Annotated in this window: 14 protein-coding genes and 1 riboswitch; of the genes, 8 read left to right on the forward strand and 6 right to left on the reverse strand. The window is 56.0% G+C overall.

Annotated features, from left to right (window positions below; translation table 11 throughout):
- Positions 1 to 855: pseudouridine synthase (locus TH5_RS13190; protein ID WP_147250105.1), on the reverse strand; the 855-nt coding region annotated here is incomplete at its 3' end.
- Positions 852 to 1,574: a gamma-glutamyl-gamma-aminobutyrate hydrolase family protein gene (locus TH5_RS13195; RefSeq protein WP_097051127.1), complete on the reverse strand. Its 723-nt coding sequence runs from the start codon at positions 1,572 to 1,574 to the stop codon at positions 852 to 854. The genes TH5_RS13195 and TH5_RS13190, both read right to left, overlap by 4 nt.
- Positions 1,575 to 1,847: 273 nt before the next feature.
- On the opposite strand from TH5_RS13195, the gene TH5_RS13200 reads away from it, so the two are divergent.
- Positions 1,848 to 2,300: a nucleoside deaminase gene (locus tag TH5_RS13200; protein WP_097051126.1), complete on the forward strand. Its 453-nt coding sequence runs from the start codon at positions 1,848 to 1,850 to the stop codon at positions 2,298 to 2,300.
- A gap of 49 nt (positions 2,301 to 2,349) precedes the next feature.
- Here the strand turns inward: TH5_RS13200 and TH5_RS13205 are convergent, their stop codons facing one another.
- Positions 2,350 to 3,951, reverse strand: a complete 1,602-nt coding sequence (locus TH5_RS13205; RefSeq protein ID WP_097051125.1) for an OpgD/OpgG family glucan biosynthesis protein — start codon at positions 3,949 to 3,951, stop codon at positions 2,350 to 2,352.
- 187 nt (positions 3,952 to 4,138) lie between these two features.
- Between TH5_RS13205 and TH5_RS13210 the strand changes: the two genes are divergently transcribed.
- Entirely contained in the window at positions 4,139 to 5,500 is a 1,362-nt protein-coding gene (locus tag TH5_RS13210; protein ID WP_167443550.1) for an adenylate/guanylate cyclase domain-containing protein, read from the forward strand.
- A 113-nt stretch (positions 5,501 to 5,613) separates the two neighbouring features.
- On the opposite strand, the gene TH5_RS13215 is transcribed toward TH5_RS13210, so the two are convergent.
- Both TH5_RS13215 and TH5_RS13220 read right to left on the reverse strand, forming a co-directional pair.
- A complete protein-coding gene (locus TH5_RS13215) occupies positions 5,614 to 5,961 on the reverse strand; it encodes an Atu4866 domain-containing protein (protein WP_062950683.1) in 348 nt (115 codons plus the stop codon).
- A 24-nt stretch (positions 5,962 to 5,985) separates the two neighbouring features.
- Positions 5,986 to 6,732, reverse strand: a complete 747-nt coding sequence (locus TH5_RS13220; RefSeq protein ID WP_181850075.1) for an SDR family oxidoreductase — start codon at positions 6,730 to 6,732, stop codon at positions 5,986 to 5,988.
- Between the two features lie 168 nt (positions 6,733 to 6,900).
- On the opposite strand from TH5_RS13220, the gene TH5_RS13225 reads away from it, so the two are divergent.
- The 4 genes from TH5_RS13225 to TH5_RS13240 all read left to right on the forward strand — a co-directional run bounded on the left by TH5_RS13225 (position 6,901) and on the right by TH5_RS13240 (position 11,149).
- Positions 6,901 to 7,818, forward strand: coding sequence for an AraC family transcriptional regulator (locus TH5_RS13225; RefSeq protein ID WP_114122269.1), 918 nt, complete (start codon positions 6,901 to 6,903; stop codon positions 7,816 to 7,818).
- A gap of 55 nt (positions 7,819 to 7,873) precedes the next feature.
- Positions 7,874 to 8,069: riboswitch (cobalamin riboswitch) on the forward strand.
- 211 nt (positions 8,070 to 8,280) lie between these two features.
- Complete coding sequence (locus TH5_RS13230; protein ID WP_244204912.1) at positions 8,281 to 9,321, forward strand: ABC transporter substrate-binding protein; 1,041 nt, start codon at positions 8,281 to 8,283, stop codon at positions 9,319 to 9,321.
- 8 nt (positions 9,322 to 9,329) lie between these two features.
- Positions 9,330 to 10,370, forward strand: coding sequence for a FecCD family ABC transporter permease (locus TH5_RS13235; RefSeq protein ID WP_114122270.1), 1,041 nt, complete (start codon positions 9,330 to 9,332; stop codon positions 10,368 to 10,370).
- Positions 10,367 to 11,149 carry an ABC transporter ATP-binding protein gene (locus TH5_RS13240; protein ID WP_114122271.1) on the forward strand — a complete coding sequence of 261 codons (783 nt, stop codon included), beginning with the start codon at positions 10,367 to 10,369 and terminating at the stop codon, positions 11,147 to 11,149. Before TH5_RS13235 ends, TH5_RS13240 begins: the two co-directional genes overlap by 4 nt.
- A 24-nt stretch (positions 11,150 to 11,173) precedes the next feature.
- On the opposite strand, the gene purD is transcribed toward TH5_RS13240, so the two are convergent.
- The gene (gene purD, locus TH5_RS13245; protein ID WP_114122272.1) at positions 11,174 to 12,457 is read right to left on the reverse strand and encodes a phosphoribosylamine--glycine ligase; all 1,284 of its coding nucleotides are present in this window, start codon (positions 12,455 to 12,457) and stop codon (positions 11,174 to 11,176) included.
- Between the two features lie 113 nt (positions 12,458 to 12,570).
- Here purD and xseA point away from each other — a divergent pair, with 113 nt between their 5' ends.
- Positions 12,571 to 14,214, forward strand: a complete 1,644-nt coding sequence (gene xseA, locus TH5_RS13250) for an exodeoxyribonuclease VII large subunit (RefSeq protein ID WP_114122273.1) — start codon at positions 12,571 to 12,573, stop codon at positions 14,212 to 14,214.
- On the forward strand, positions 14,214 to 15,074 hold the full coding sequence (locus TH5_RS13255) for a M23 family metallopeptidase (protein WP_114122274.1): 861 nt from the start codon (positions 14,214 to 14,216) through the stop codon (positions 15,072 to 15,074). Before xseA ends, TH5_RS13255 begins: the two co-directional genes overlap by 1 nt.
- The last annotated feature ends 8 nt before the right edge of the window (positions 15,075 to 15,082 follow it).

The following is a 15,082-nucleotide window of genomic DNA, read 5'->3' on the forward strand; positions in this document are numbered from 1 at the left end:
GGCGGGTTTGCCAAATACGGTACGCGGTGCCTTGGGGCGGCCGGTGCCGCCGCGCGCGACCGATTTCTTTTCGGAAATCTTGCTGTAATCACCCTTGAAGAACGCGGCCAGCTGTTCTTTCATCACCTTGCCGGTGATTTCCTCGCAATCGCCGGGTGCCAGATTGCCTAACTGGAACGGGCCATAGGACACGCGCATCAAACGGGTTACCGGCCAGCCAAGATGTTCCATCACGCGGCGGATTTCACGGTTTTTGCCTTCGCGAAGGGTCACGGTCATCCAGGCATTGCTGTCTTTCTGAACGTCAACTTCGGCCTGAATCGACCCGTAATTGATCCCGTCAACCGTGACACCGTCTTCAAGCTGTTTGAGTTTGGCCTCGTCAATCCGGCCATGCACGCGCACCCGATAACGGCGTGCCCAGCCGGTTGCAGGCAGTTCAAGATAACGGGCAAGCTCGCCATCATTGGTCAACAGCAAAAGACCCTCGGAATTCAGATCAAGACGACCGACCGAAATCACGCGTGGCATATAGCTTGGCAGATGTTCGAAAACCGTATCGCGGCCCTGCTCGTCACGGTGGCTGGTGACCAGCCCGCGTTTTTTAAACAGACGCCACAGGCGCGGCTTTTCCTTTTGCGGCAAGGGTTTGCCATTGACGTAAATCTCGTCCTCGTCGGTGACGGTTACGGCTGGGCTATCAAGCACCTTTCCGTTCAGCTTCACCAGACCTTCCTCGATCATGCGTTCGGCATCACGACGCGAACAAACACCGGAACGCGCAATGCGTTTGGCAATGCGTTCGGGTTTGCTTTCTTCGGTATCTTCGGTCGGGTTCGGGGTCTGGTCGCTCATTTGCGGGCCTCGGAAATCAGGGCGTCGAAGATTTTCGCATCGCCCGAACTGATATGAAATTCGGGATGCCACTGCACCCCAAGACAATAACGATATCCCGGATGTTCAATCCCTTCGATCACGCCATCCGGGGCGACGGAATTGATGATTACATTCGGGCCAACCTTATCAACGGCCTGATGATGGGCGGAATTGACCGACAGGCTTTTGACATCGCCGACAATGCGCGAAAGCAGGGTACCGGCTTCGACGGTCACATCATGCCCCGGCTCGTTGCGCGGGTTGGGTTGTTCATGTGGCAGGCAGTTTTCAACACTGTCTGGGATATGCTGGATCAACGATCCGCCAAGGATCACATTCAGTAATTGTTGCCCGCCGCAGATGCCCAGAACCGGCATGTTGCGTTTAAGTGCACCTTCGGCCATGGCCCATTCAAACTTGGTGCGGCGGTCTTTGGTGACGACCGTGTCATGGCGTTCTTCGGCCCCAAACAGGCTGGGATCGACATCAAACGCACCACCGGTGACAACAAGCCCGTCAATCAGATCAAGCAGATCGGGAACCAGTTCGACCTCGTGGGGCAGGGGCATGGGAATGCCGCCCGCAGCCGTCACTGCACCAGCATAGTTTTCGCGTAGGGCATACCAAGGGAATTTGGAATAGCCGCCGGGTTCCTCGGAATCAAGGGTAATGCCGATGATCGGTTTTCTGGCACTCATGATCTGTCAAATCCCGTTGGTGGTGGCGGTTGGTCGCTATGTTTGCTGGCGATGCCATGAATTTGGCCGGAAACTAACCCCGGTGCGTTAGAAGGGCAACGGCAATTCACGCATATGTGCAATCGGCCATGATCTTATCACCGCTTGACCGATCCTTGCACAGATTGCAATCTCATATCCTTAAAACTCAAGAAAAACAGTCAACAGACAGTGCGATGGGCCGGGTATGATGATGCTGCGGTCAACTCATTATTCCGGGATGGAAAGCAAATCATGAGCGCAGACAGCTATATGGATATGGCGCTGGAAGAGGCGCGCGCAGCCGCAAGGCGTGGCGAGGTGCCGGTCGGTGCGGTTCTTGTCGATGCCGACAGCGGCGAGGTGCTGGCGCGTGCCGGCAATCTGACCGAGGAACTCAATGATCCGACAGCCCATGCCGAAATCCTTGTGATTCGGGCCGCTGCCGGGGCCAAGGGTGAACCGCGCCTGCCCAATTGCGATCTGTATGTCACGCTGGAACCCTGTCCGATGTGCGCAACTGCCATCTCGTTTGCCCGCCTGCGGCGCGTTTATTTCGGGGCTTATGACCCTAAAAGCGGCGGCATTGATCACGGCCCGCGCGTGTTTGAAAGCACAAGCTGCCATCATCGCCCTGAAGTCTATGGCGGAATTGGCGAGGTCGAGGCAGGCAAGCTTCTGAAAGAATTCTTTGGGTCGTTACGCTAGGATCCAAGATCAAAAATAAAAGGCCCGTCAAAATGACGGGCCTTTGTTTTTATTCGCGTGTCTGCCCGCGAAGTCCCGGCAAATGTTGGAACATCCACGTTTCACTAAGCGGGGCATCACCACGTTTCAGATACATCCGCAAATCAACCGGCTCGTTGCCCTCGACTTTAAGGTCAAACGCCGCACGCCAGATACGGGTATCCATGATCGGCTCGATCTTGGTACGGACAATTTCCCCGCGCGAGGTGGAAACAATGACTTCCGGGAACTCACCATAGGCCAGGGTTCCAAGGATGTCCCCCTCGAACTCGACCGAGAATTTCAACTCATCCTTCGGACGGACCGTGCCCGGATTGCCGCCGCGGCCCATACGGGTGGCGGTCGCATGGGCAAGCTTGTCCATCGGGAACGGATTCTGTGCCTGCCAATACAGGCGATAGCGGAACTGATAGCTGTTGCCTGCCTTGGCCGGTGCATTTGGCACCCAGAAGGCGCCGATATTATCGTGGATTTCGTCATCGGTCGGGATTTCGACAAGCTGCACGGCACCGTCTTCCCATGCGCCAAGCGGTTCGACCCACAGGCTGGGGCGGCGGTGATAACGTACACCGTCAAGATAATGGCTGACTTCGCGATCCCGCTGCATAAGTCCAAACCCACGCGGGTTTTTATCGCTAAATGCCGACGTGCGGATGATTTCCGGATTGTTCAACTGACGCCAGATGCGTTCGCCATTCCCGGTCCAAAGTTCCAGCCCGTCGCTGTCATGGACTTCGGGACGCCAGTCAAAGCGGAATGATTTGTTCTGTTCTGAATACCAGAACATGCTGGTCAGCGGTGCGATGCCAAGGCGTTCGATATCCTTGCGCAGGAACAGATGTTTTTCGACATCCATCGTCACCCCTTCGCCGCGCGTCAGATAGAACCGATAGGCACCCGTGATGCTGGGGCCATCCAGCAGGGCATAGACCGTAACCGGGGCATTGGCCGATTTTGCCGGCTCGATATAAAATTCGCGGAAATCAGGGAATTCTTCAGGCTGCGATGTTGCCGTATTGACAACAATGCCGCGCGCAGACAGGCCGTATTGGCCTTCATCGCCGATGGCACGGAAATAGGACGCGCCAAGAAACGCTGCCCAGTCCTGGGTTTTCCAGTCATCGCGTTCCACATTTTCATGCAGACGGAACCCGGCAAAGCCGCTGTTTTCCGAAAGCTTGCGTGCAATGCTGTCTTCGGGCATGTCGAAATAATCCGGCGTATAAACCACTTCGCGCGATTTGCCACCGTCAACCAGATACATGTGAACCGGTTTGGCGAAATACATACCGAGATGGAAGAAGGTCAGCGGATAGGTGCCCGAACCATCAGCATAAGGCGAAAATTCGCGCTTGTAATGCAGCTTGCCGTGGATGTCGTAATCGATCTTGCCGACAATTTCGGGGTCGGGGGCGACAGGCGGCTCGTAAGGCGATTTTGCCATGGCTTCGGCGCGCTTGATCAGGGCGTCAAAGCTGAAGCTTTGCGGTTCGCCAAGATCAAGTTTTTCATTCGCGGCCGAGGCACCATTGACCATCGACATGCCCGGCAGGATCAGCCCGGCAGCGGCCATGGATTTCAGAAATCGTCTGCGTTCCACAGAAGTCGTCATCAATCAGGTCCCGTTAATTTAAGATGTCCGGAACTATACCGGACAGTGTGGACGTAATCGGGATAAAACATGGCGAATTCAAGATCGTAATATCTGCATTTTTCGCATAGCGGTATGTTCGATGTCTGCCTAAATAAACTTGCAATCGTTTAAAATGGCGGGGTCGCCATCGCATAAGGGCATTTTCATGCAGCAAGCTGTTATCGGAAAATCGGAGCAGGCCGCCATTTTCCACGAGGCAGAACAGAAAGGCCTTCGCCTGGCGATCAAGGGGCGGTTGGTTGCGCTGGTTCTGATGGGGGTCTGGCTTGTCGCGTCGCGATCAGGCGATCCACTACGTGCCATTGAATATCTGATTGCGCTTGGTGTCTTTGCCGGGCTTGGCGTTATCCATTACCGCATTATCGGTTCATCCTATGACCGGAACTGGACCAAATATCTGTTCATTGCGCTTGATATCGGGTTCCTGTCGCTTCTGATTGCGACGCAGCCGGTATTTGACCATGTCGATCTGCCCCAGGTCGTGATCTTCAGAACGCCGATATTCCCGTTTTATTTCATTATTCTTGGTGTGGCGGCGTTCAGTTTTTCGCCGGGGCTTGTTTTATGGGCCGGGATTTGCGGGGCCGCCGGATGGCTTGGCGCGTTTGCCTATGCCATCCGCGACATGGAACAGACCTATGACTGGCAGGATATCGGCACATCGCCCGATACCCAGACTTTTATGACCTATTTTTTTAGCCCCGATTTTATCGGCGCCTGGAGCCGTGCCCAGGAAGCGCTTGCGCTCGTCGTCGTGGCGATCCTGATTGGGTTTGTCATGTGGCGGGCGCGTCATACGGTCCGTCGCCAGATCGAGGCCGAACAGGAACGCAGCGCCATTTCCGATGTTTTCGGCCAGTATGTGCCACCCGCTGTTGCCGAAGTGCTGATTTCCAAACGCGGGACACTGTCCCCGATCGAGCGTGAGGCAACCATCCTGTTTGCGGACGTGGCAGATTTTACCAAGCTGACCGAAACCATCGGGCCAAAGGGGATTGTCGAAGTTCTGAATGCCTATTTCGATGCGGTTTCACAGATCATCACCCGCCATCACGGCGTGATTACGCAGTTTCAGGGGGATGCCGTTCTGGCGACCTTCAATGTCCCGGTCGAGGATGCTGATCATGCCGGATGTGCCATCCGGGCCGCCCGCGAGATCAATGATCTTGTTCATCAGCGCGATTTTGCCGGTATTCACATTCAAACCCGGATCGGTATCTGCACCGGAACGGTCATCGCTGGAAGTGTCGGTGGCGGTGGGCGACAAAGCTATACCGTGCATGGTGATACGGTGAACCTTGCTGCAAGGCTTGAGGTCATGAACAAGGAACTCGGGACCGAGGTTCTGATTTCGGGCACAACGACAAAATATCTGGCCGCAGATGATTTTCGCAAAATCGGGCAAATGGATGTGCGGGGGCTTTCCGAACCGATTGATCTGTTCACCTTTGCAACCGCTGGCCAATTGAATGCCCGGACCGACAATGTGCCGGCGACGGCAAGCTGATCATCGTCATATTTCACAGATGAAAAAGGAACGGCATCCGTCCATTGGATACCGTTCCTTGCGGGGTCTGCATCGGGGTTAACCGGTGCAGTGGGGCTCTGAAGTTCTGAAATCTATTGCAGCGGCTGGCGATACATCACCATTCCGGCGTGATACAGAACGCCATCTTCGAAATAGCCATCCGCGGTAAAGCCGGTATCATCCCAGTAATCGATGTGATTGCCGGAAATTTCGTAACGTCCCTGATAGGCGGACTGGCGATTGCCGCGCGCCTCGTCATAACGTCCATTGGCCAGCAATTCCTGACGGATATTGCCGTCTGCCGTGACCCACATGCCGACATAGGGATGCGGATCGTTCGACGCGGTTCCGGACATGACGGTATCCTCCTGTGCGGTGGCTGTGCTGGAAAACAGCATCAGAAGACTGGTGATAGAAGACGCAAACATATGACGTGCCATGCGGGCCTCCTTGGGCGGTACGGATCAATATGCCGATGCCGTCGGGCGCACGATGATCTCGTTGATATCTACGCTGTCGGGCTGGGCGATTGCATAAAGGACAGACCAGGCAATCGAAATCGGGCTAAGGGCGGTTTTGCGCAGTTCGCCGAGGAAGCCCTTGGCGCTGTCATCGGTGATATCGTTGCCAAGTTCGGTTTCGGTAACACCCGGCGAAACCATGGTAACGCGGATATCCCGGCTTTCCTGACGCAGGCCATCGGAAATGGCCCAGACGGCGTATTTGGTGGCGCAGTAAACCGCGGCGGTCGGCGATACCAGATGCGCCCCGATTGATGCGGTGTTGATGATATGACCACCGCCCTGTTCCTTGAACAATGGCAGGGTGGCGGCAATACCGTTCAGAACGCCACGGATATTGACGTCGATCATCTTGTTCCACTCGTCGATTTTCAGTTCGGCAAGTGGCGACAGGGGCATGACGCCGGCATTGTTAAACATCACATCAACGCGGCCATAGGTGTTTTTGGCGAAATAGACCAGTGCTTCGACATCGTCGGCATCGGTGACATCAACCGCGCGGCATGTGGCGGTGCCGCCTTCGGCTTCGATTTCGGCGACGATGGAATGGAGCTTGGCCGTGCGGCGGGCCGCAAGAACGACCTTTGCACCATTTTCAGCCAGAAGTTTTGCCGTAGCTTCGCCAATCCCGCTGCTGGCACCGGTGATAACGACGACCTTGTTTTCAACATTGCTGGACATAAGCGACATGACGTCCTCCGTGTTTGGTTGATGGCGCTCAATGTGATTGCAAACAGCAATTTGATGAATACACATAACTCTTGATCAATTGCCTGATTCTCCGAACAGTACGAAAACCGCTTTTCAGTACAGTCCGGATCGCTATAGTTCATATTAGAGAAACAAAGGAGTTTGGTGATGTCTGTATTCGAAGAGATGTCTGATCTGATTGACAAATACTGCGAAAAAGAAGGTGTTACCCAGACGCCGGTGGATGCGATGCACTTGTATCGTGCGACCGGGCCCTCGATGAAAGTCCCGACAATCTACAAGCCATGCCTTTGTATCATCGCGTCAGGTGCCAAAGAGGTCACTCTGGGCGAGGCGGTTTTCAGTTACGCCCCCGGAAAGTATCTGGTGGCGTCGGTCGACCTGCCGATTGTCGGTTGTGTGACAAATGCCAGTGCAGCACTTCCTTATCGCAGCTTGTCGATTGAACTGGATGGTCAGATGTTGGGCGATCTTGTCACCCAGATTGATCTTCAGGTCGGATCGGCATCCGAAAGCGATTGCGGGCTTCATGTCGATAACGCCAGCGATACCTTGCTGGATGCCGTGATGCGCCTGTTGCGCCTGTGCGATGAGAAAGACGATATTTCCGTGATGGCACCGATGCTTCTGCGCGAGGTGCATTATCGCCTTCTGCGCGGACTTCAGGGTGCCCGAATTGCACAAATCGGAATGGGCGGCAGCAACATGCAGCGCATTTCCAAAATCATCCGTCTGATGAAGGACGATTTTGCCGCACCGCTTCGGGTCGATGATCTGGCGGCACAGGCGAATATGAGCCCGTCCTCCTTCCATCATCATTTCAAGCAGGTCACCTCCATGAGCCCGCTGCAGTATCAGAAACGCCTTCGCCTGACGATGGCGCGCCAGATGATGCTGACGGAAATGAAGGATGCGGCGACCGCGGCCTATGAAGTCGGATATGAAAGCGCATCACAGTTCAGTCGTGAATATGCCCGCATGTTCGGCGCACCGCCGATGCGCGATGTCTCGGCGATCCTTGGGCGGCTGGGCGGCGATGGCACGGCGGCGGCGAACGCCTATTGAAAATTGTAATCATTGCGATTTATTCGCAATTGGCTTGACCGGCCTTCGTGACTATGTGACACCGATAAATGTCAGTATCCGATAAGGATAAAGGGAATTCGAAGCCGTCCGTGAAGACGGTTAACCGAAGCTGCCCCCGCAACTGTAGGCGGTGAGTGTTTCCTTCTGAAAGCCACTGGGATATTTCCCGGGAAGGCAGGAAAACACAACGACCCGCGAGCCAGGAGACCTGCTGACATGAATACGACGGACCGGGCGGGGTGCCCCGGAGGATGTCGGTATATGTCACCGTTCCGGGCGGGCTGAAAGCCATTGGACCGCCCTTGGATCCCGGCATTTCCCGCCATTTTTCAGCACTTTAGCCAGTCCCTTGACCATAGTAACTTTGATGTTATGTTATAACATAACATTTATTGGTTTGGTATGTCCGGTCGGGAAATGAAATTCCGGATCGGCATATCCATGAAAGGACGCAAAGTGATTGAATTGAACAAAAAGGTTCTTGCAGTCGGGGTGTTTGCTGCAGGACTGGCTTCTTTCGCACAATACGCATCTGCGACGGAATATCCGCTTACACTGGAAAATTGTGGTCGAACCCTGACCTTTGATCAGGCTCCGAACCGTGTCGTATCGCTTGGTCAAAGCAGTACGGAACTGCTCTATCTGCTGGGGCTGGCTGACAGGGTGGTCGGAACGGCGGTGTGGCTTGGCCCGGTGCAGGAAGAATTCCGGCAGGTCAATGAAACCATCCCGCGTCTGGCAGACAACGATCCCAGCTTTGAAAGTGTGGTCGGACAGAAACCCGATATGGTCGCAACCCAGTTCCAATGGCATATCGGCCCGAATGGCAAGGTCGGAACGATTGACCAGTTTGCTGAACTTTCAATCCCGGTCTATACCGCGCCAGCCGATTGCGTCGGTAAGGACAACACCACGGGCGGTGACGGAACGCGGATTGATGCCTTTTCGATGGATCAGATCTATCAGGGGATAGCCGACCTTTCGAAAATCTTCGATGTCGAGGAACGCGGCGCTGATCTGATTGCCGATTTCAAAGCCCGCGAAAAAGCGGCGCGAGAAAAAGTGGCCGCCGTGAATGGCAAGGGAATTTCGGCACTGTTCTGGTTCTCCAGTGCTGAAATCGATGTTGATCCGTTTGTTGCCGGGCAGAAAGGCGCACCGGCCTATGTCATGTCGATCCTAGGTGTGGAGAATGTCATCGACAGTGATGATGAATGGCCCACAGTCGGGTGGGAAACCATCGCACGAACCAATCCCGATATCATTGTGATTGGCAAAATGGATCGTCGTCGTTTTCCGGCCGATGACTGGGAACTTAAAATGCAGTTCCTGAAATCCGATCCGGTAACCCGTCAGATGAATGCGGTCAAAAGCGGAAATATCGTCGTCATGGATGCCCAGTCGATGAACCCGACCATGCGGACAATCGACGGCATTGAAACGCTGGCCAAGGCAATCGAGGCGTTCGAGGCAACCCAGTGATCGGGCCAATGATCGGGAATATCATTTCCAGCCCTGTTTTCATCAAACGCATCAGCGTGGCATTTGCCGCGCTGATGTTGCTGGCAGCGGTCCTGGCGGTTGCCGCATCGGTGGGCGAAACGGCAATCCCGGTGGGTACGGTGATCGATACGATTGCCAATCACTTATGGGATGCCGGGCATCCGGTGGATGCGATTGATGCCGGTATTATCTGGAACTATCGGCTGAGCCGCGCGATTGTTGCTGCAAGTTGCGGGGCGGCACTTGCTGTTTCCGGGGCGGTCTTGCAGGCGCTTTTGCGTAACAGTCTTGCCGATCCTTACTTGCTGGGCATTTCAGCCGGGGCATCGACGGGGGCGGTCAGTATCGTGATCCTTGGTCTTGGGGCCGGGATGCTTTCGCTGTCACTTGGTGCATTTATCGGCGCAGTGGCGGCATTTGCCTTTGTGACCGTTCTGGCATTACAGGCAGGGCGCGGCACGGGGGCGATCATTCTGGCCGGGATTGCCGGGTCGCAGATGTTTAACGCCCTGACATCCTTCATTGTCACCAAATCGGCCAGTGCCGAACAGGCGCGCGGCATCATGTTCTGGCTTCTGGGCAATCTTAGCGGCGTGCGCTGGCCCGACGTGTGGCTGGCCTTGCCCGTGGCTATTGCCGGGCTTGTCGTGTGTCTCTGGCATGCACGCGCACTTGATGCCTTTACATTTGGTCGTGAATCCGCAGCATCGCTTGGTGTCCCGGTCAGGCGGGTTTATGCCGTGCTGATTGCCGCTGCCGCAATGATGACGGCGGTGATGGTCAGCATTGTGGGGGCCATCGGCTTTGTTGGACTGGTGATCCCGCATGCCGCGCGCTTTTTTGTCGGAACGCGCCATGGGCTGGTATTGCCGTTATCGGCGTTGATCGGCGCACTGTTTCTGGTCTGTGCCGATGTCATCTCACGCGTGATCGTTCCGGGGCAGGTGTTGCCAATCGGTGTGATTACTGCCCTTGTCGGGGCGCCGGCCTTTGCCCTGATCCTGTGTCACGGAAGGATTTTGCGATGACCCTGGAACTGTGCGATATCGTCTGGTCTGCCGGTTTTCGCAAGATCATCAAAAATGTCTCGCTCCGTGTTAAACCGGGCGAGTTTCTGGGCCTGATCGGGCCGAACGGATCGGGCAAAACAAGTTTGATGTCGGTTTTGGCCGGTATTCGTCCACCTGATCAGGGGCGCGCGATGTTGGCAGGGCAGGACATGAAAAAGCATGGCCGTCGCAAACTGGCCCGGCAGATCGGCTTTGTCGAACAGCAGGCCGACACCACAGACCGCTTGACCGCGCGCGAGGCGGTGGCACTGGGGCGCACACCTTATCTCAGCATGCTGTCGCCTTGGTCGGAACGCGATGATGCGATTGTGGAACGTGCGCTCGGCGATGTTGATATGACCCATCTGGCTGACCGGTTCTGGCATACGCTTTCGGGCGGTGAAAAGCAGCGGGTTCATATCGCGCGCGCACTGGCGCAGGAGCCAAAATTCCTGCTACTGGACGAGCCGACAAACCATCTGGACATCCGTCATCAGCTTGGATTGCTGGAACTGGTGCGCGAATTGCCGGTTACCGTGGTGGCCGCCCTGCACGATCTTAACCATGCCGCGATGTATTGCGACCGGATTGCCATGATGCGTGATGGGGAACTGGTCGGGATCGGCAGCCCTGCCGACATTCTGACATCGGAAAATTTGCGTGATGTGTTCGGTGTGGATGCCACCATCGAACATGGCCCGAATGGGGAATGTACTGTGCGTTATCACACAGGTATGAAAAAAGACCGGGCTGCATGACCCGGTCTTTTTCAATTCAAAGGCTTACTTCTGTTCGCGTGCAATCGCGCGCCAGCCGATATCACGGCGGCAAAAACCGCCCGGCCAGTCAATGGCGTCAACGGCCTGATAGGCGCGTTTCTGCGCCTCGGTCACCGACGTGCCGCGTGCGGTAACGCCAAGAACACGACCGCCCGTCGCGGTCAGTTTGTCACCATCCATTTTCGTGCCCGCATGCAGGACCTTGACCTTGTCCATTGCATCGGCATCGGCCACGTTTTTGATCTCGGTACCTTTTTCGTAGCTGCCCGGATACCCCTTGGCGGCCATGACAACGACCATGGCGGTTTCATAATGCCATTCGGGTTCGACGGTATCGAGTTTGCCGGTCGCTGCCCCATCAAGGATATCAAGCACATCCGATTTCAGACGCGTCATCAGAACCTGGCATTCCGGATCGCCAAAACGGATGTTGTATTCGATCAGTTTCGGATTGCCCGCATCGTCAATCATCAGACCGGCAAACAAAACCCCCTTGAACGGATGGCCTTCGGCGGCCATGCCCTTGACGGTCGGAACAATGATCTGTTCCATGACCTTGTCCTCAACCGATTGCGTAAAGACCGGGGCGGGGGAATAGGCGCCCATACCACCGGTATTCGGGCCGGTATCGCCTTCGCCGACCGCTTTGTGATCCTGTGCTGCAATTAGCGGGATGACGTTTTCACCGTCACAAACCGCAAAGAAGGATGCTTCTTCGCCGGTCATGAATTCCTCGATCACCAACTCCGCACCGGCATCGCCGAATTTGCCACCGACCATGCATTCGTCAATCGCGGCAAGGGCTTCATCAACTGTCTGGCAAATCGTCACACCCTTGCCCGCGGCAAGGCCGTCGGTTTTGACAACAATCGGGGCACCGTGTTTTTCAACAAAGGCACGGGCATCGTCAGGCGTGGTGAAACGGCCATAGGCAGCGGACGGGACGCCAAACTTTGCCACCATGTCCTTCATGAAACCCTTGGAGCCTTCAAGCTGTGCAGCAGCCTTTGAACAGCCAAACGATTTGATGCCAACTGCATCCAACGCATCAACAAGGCCCGCGACCAACGGGGCCTCGGGGCCGACAACAACCAGATCGACCGCATTGTCGGTGGCAAATTTCACAAGGCCGTCAATATCGCTATCGGAAATGGCAACACATTGCGCGGAATCGGCAATCCCGGCATTGCCCGGTGCACACCAAAGTTTGGTCAAGCGCGGGCTCTTGGCAATTGCCCAGCACAATGCATGTTCACGTCCGCCACCGCCAACGACCAGAACCTTCATGATTTTAACCTCGATTACGTGTCCGACTGCTTGATGGTCCAGACGGGATGAACTAGGCTTGCACCCCATCCCGCTTGAAAATTTATGCGGGCTTTTAGCATAAAGTGCCCTTGATGACGCAAGATTTGTTCGACCCGTTCGCTCCCATGCCCGAAGAACCCGCGAAACCGGGAAATCTGCCGGAATTTTCGGTCTCCGATCTTTCCAACGCGCTTAAACGCACGGTCGAGGATGCGTTTTCGTTTGTGCGTGTGCGCGGCGAGATTTCCGGTTTCAAACGTGCCAGCAGCGGCCATCTTTATCTGGCGCTCAAGGATGATCAGGCGGTGCTGGATGGTGTGTGCTGGCGCGGGCAGGCATCCAAACTTGGCCTTGCACCCGAAGACGGCATGGAAGTCATTGTTACCGGGCGATTGACGACATTCCCGGGCCGGTCGAAATACCAGATTGTCATCGAAACGATGGAAGTCGCGGGCGAAGGCGCGCTTCTGAAACTTCTGGAAGAACGCAAAAAGAAACTTGCCGCCGAAGGACTGTTTGATGCGGATCGCAAAAAGCCGATCCCGTTCCTGCCTGATGTCATCGGGATTGTAACATCCCCAACCGGGGCGGTTATCCGCGATATCATGCATCGGCTTCGCGAACGTTTCCCGCGCCGGGTTTTGTTATGGCCCGTGGTGGTGCAGGGAACCGGTGCTGCCGAACAGGTCGCGCAGGCGGTGCGCGGTTTCAACGATCTTTTGCCTTATGGCAATATTCCGCGCCCCGATGTCCTGATCGTCGCGCGCGGTGGCGGGTCACTTGAAGACCTTTGGGCGTTTAACGAGGAAATCATTGCCCGTGCGGTGGCGGAATCCGACATTCCGGTGATCTCGGCGGTCGGCCATGAAACCGATACCACCCTGATTGATTTTGTGTCCGACCTGCGCGCGCCCACCCCGACGGGGGCTGCGGAAAAGGCCGTTCCCGTGCGGCTTGATCTGATCGGCCAGGTCGAGGAAGACGGCCTTCGTCTGACGCAGGCCGTCCGTCGGCTTGGCGTGGAAAAACGCACCGCCCTTGAAAGCCTTGCGCGTGGCCTTGGCGATCCGCGCCGGATGCTTGAAGAACGCAGCCAGACCCTTGATAACTGGTCGGATCGACTGCCGCGTGCGGCAGGCAGTGTTTTACAGCAGGCGCGTGCGCGTCTGAACGAAGCCGGGGCACGGCTGGTCAGTCCGCGCGAACAGCTTTCGGAAAAACGCGGACGGTTGGAAAATGCTGGTCTGCGGCTGGATGGGGCGATCAAGTCCGCGATCCAGATGCAAAAGGCCCGACTTGATCAGGCGGCCGCCGGACTTCGCCCGGCAAATGCCAAACGCGATATCGCACGTGATCACAAACAGATCGACGATCTGGCTGCTCGGATGCAGGCGGCGGTTAAAAATATCCTGAACCGCGAAGCCGAAGGACTGGCGCGCTATGACCGTCTTCTGGAAAGCTATTCCTATCGCAATGTTCTCAAACGCGGTTTTGCCGTGGTGCGCGGTGCGGACGAAGGTTTGATCGGCAGGGCATCGGATCTGATTGCCGGGCAGGGTTACATTCTGGAAATGCAGGATGGACGTGCCGATGTAACAGCAGGGACGTATTCCTCTGGAGAGCCCGAGGCGGCACCGGTTGCCACAGTCGCGCCGAAATCCGCATCCAAACCGAAACCGGCCCGGAAAAAAGACCCGGCCCCCAAAGATGATGACAGGCAAGGGAGCCTTTTGTGATGCGTTTCGGAATGACCACGTTTCTGGCGACAACCGGTTTGATCGTATCGTGTTTCGGTGCGATCGCGGCCGAACCAACCTATGAGGGCCAGTTTGTTCAGGGCGGCATCGTGTTCGGGCAGACCGACCCCGGAAGCAGCATCCTTCTGGATGGCAATGCGATTGATACGATCGGGCCGGACGGGGCGTTTATCCTTGGCTTTCCACGCGATTACGAAGGCCCCGCCAAGCTGACCCTGCGCAAGGCTGATGGGGCAGTCGAAGAATATGCCTATGACATCGGTGATCGCGAATTTGATATCCAGCGGATTGATGGCCTGCCACCCAAGATGGTGACACCGGATCCGAAAGTCATGGATCGGATCAAGGATGATTCGCGTCAGGCCCGTGAAGCACGTGTCGAGCGTTTCACGCAGGAATTTTACAAGAACGGCTTTATCTGGCCGGTTCTCGGCCCGATCAGCGGTGTATATGGATCGCAACGCATTTTGAATGGCGAACCGCGTGCCCCGCATTGGGGAGTAGACATCGCCGTTCCGACCGGCACCGAGGTCGTCGCACCGGCTGACGGGATTGTGACGCTGGCGCATCCCGATATGTATTTTTCCGGGGCGACCCTGTTCATCGATCACGGGCTTGGCATGGTTTCGGCCTTTTTGCATTTGTCGGAAATCGATGTGAAAGTTGGTGATGTGGTTCGTCAGGGTGATCCAATTGCCAAGGTCGGGGCAAGCGGCCGTGCAACCGGGCCGCATCTCGATTGGCGGATCAATGTCGGGGATGCGCGCGTTGACGCGGCCCTTCTTGTGCCGCCGATGGAAGACGCACAAAAGGCCGCAAAGGCAAAGGCCAGCAATTGATGATGGAT

It is taken from the genome of Thalassospira xianhensis MCCC 1A02616 (assembly GCF_003326475.1).
Lineage (GTDB): Bacteria > Pseudomonadota > Alphaproteobacteria > Rhodospirillales > Thalassospiraceae > Thalassospira > Thalassospira xianhensis.

What these genes read in the sequence shown, in the direction of transcription:
- TH5_RS13210 (WP_167443550.1), top strand. Translation starts at nt 4,139, where the DNA reads ATGCAGCAAGCTGTTATCGGAAAATCGGAGCAGGCCGCCATTTTCCAC.
- TH5_RS13215 (WP_062950683.1), bottom strand. Translation starts at nt 5,961, where the DNA reads ATGGCACGTCATATGTTTGCGTCTTCTATCACCAGTCTTCTGATGCTG.
- TH5_RS13225 (WP_114122269.1), top strand. Translation starts at nt 6,901, where the DNA reads ATGTCTGTATTCGAAGAGATGTCTGATCTGATTGACAAATACTGCGAA.
- TH5_RS13220 (WP_181850075.1), bottom strand. Translation starts at nt 6,732, where the DNA reads ATGTCGCTTATGTCCAGCAATGTTGAAAACAAGGTCGTCGTTATCACC.
- TH5_RS13240 (WP_114122271.1), top strand. Translation starts at nt 10,367, where the DNA reads ATGACCCTGGAACTGTGCGATATCGTCTGGTCTGCCGGTTTTCGCAAG.
- xseA (WP_114122273.1), top strand. Translation starts at nt 12,571, where the DNA reads ATGACGCAAGATTTGTTCGACCCGTTCGCTCCCATGCCCGAAGAACCC.
- TH5_RS13195 (WP_097051127.1), bottom strand. Translation starts at nt 1,574, where the DNA reads ATGAGTGCCAGAAAACCGATCATCGGCATTACCCTTGATTCCGAGGAA.
- TH5_RS13230 (WP_244204912.1), top strand. Translation starts at nt 8,281, where the DNA reads ATGAAAGGACGCAAAGTGATTGAATTGAACAAAAAGGTTCTTGCAGTC.
- TH5_RS13235 (WP_114122270.1), top strand. Translation starts at nt 9,330, where the DNA reads ATGATCGGGAATATCATTTCCAGCCCTGTTTTCATCAAACGCATCAGC.
- TH5_RS13255 (WP_114122274.1), top strand. Translation starts at nt 14,214, where the DNA reads ATGCGTTTCGGAATGACCACGTTTCTGGCGACAACCGGTTTGATCGTA.
- TH5_RS13200 (WP_097051126.1), top strand. Translation starts at nt 1,848, where the DNA reads ATGAGCGCAGACAGCTATATGGATATGGCGCTGGAAGAGGCGCGCGCA.
- TH5_RS13205 (WP_097051125.1), bottom strand. Translation starts at nt 3,951, where the DNA reads ATGACGACTTCTGTGGAACGCAGACGATTTCTGAAATCCATGGCCGCT.
- purD (WP_114122272.1), bottom strand. Translation starts at nt 12,457, where the DNA reads ATGAAGGTTCTGGTCGTTGGCGGTGGCGGACGTGAACATGCATTGTGC.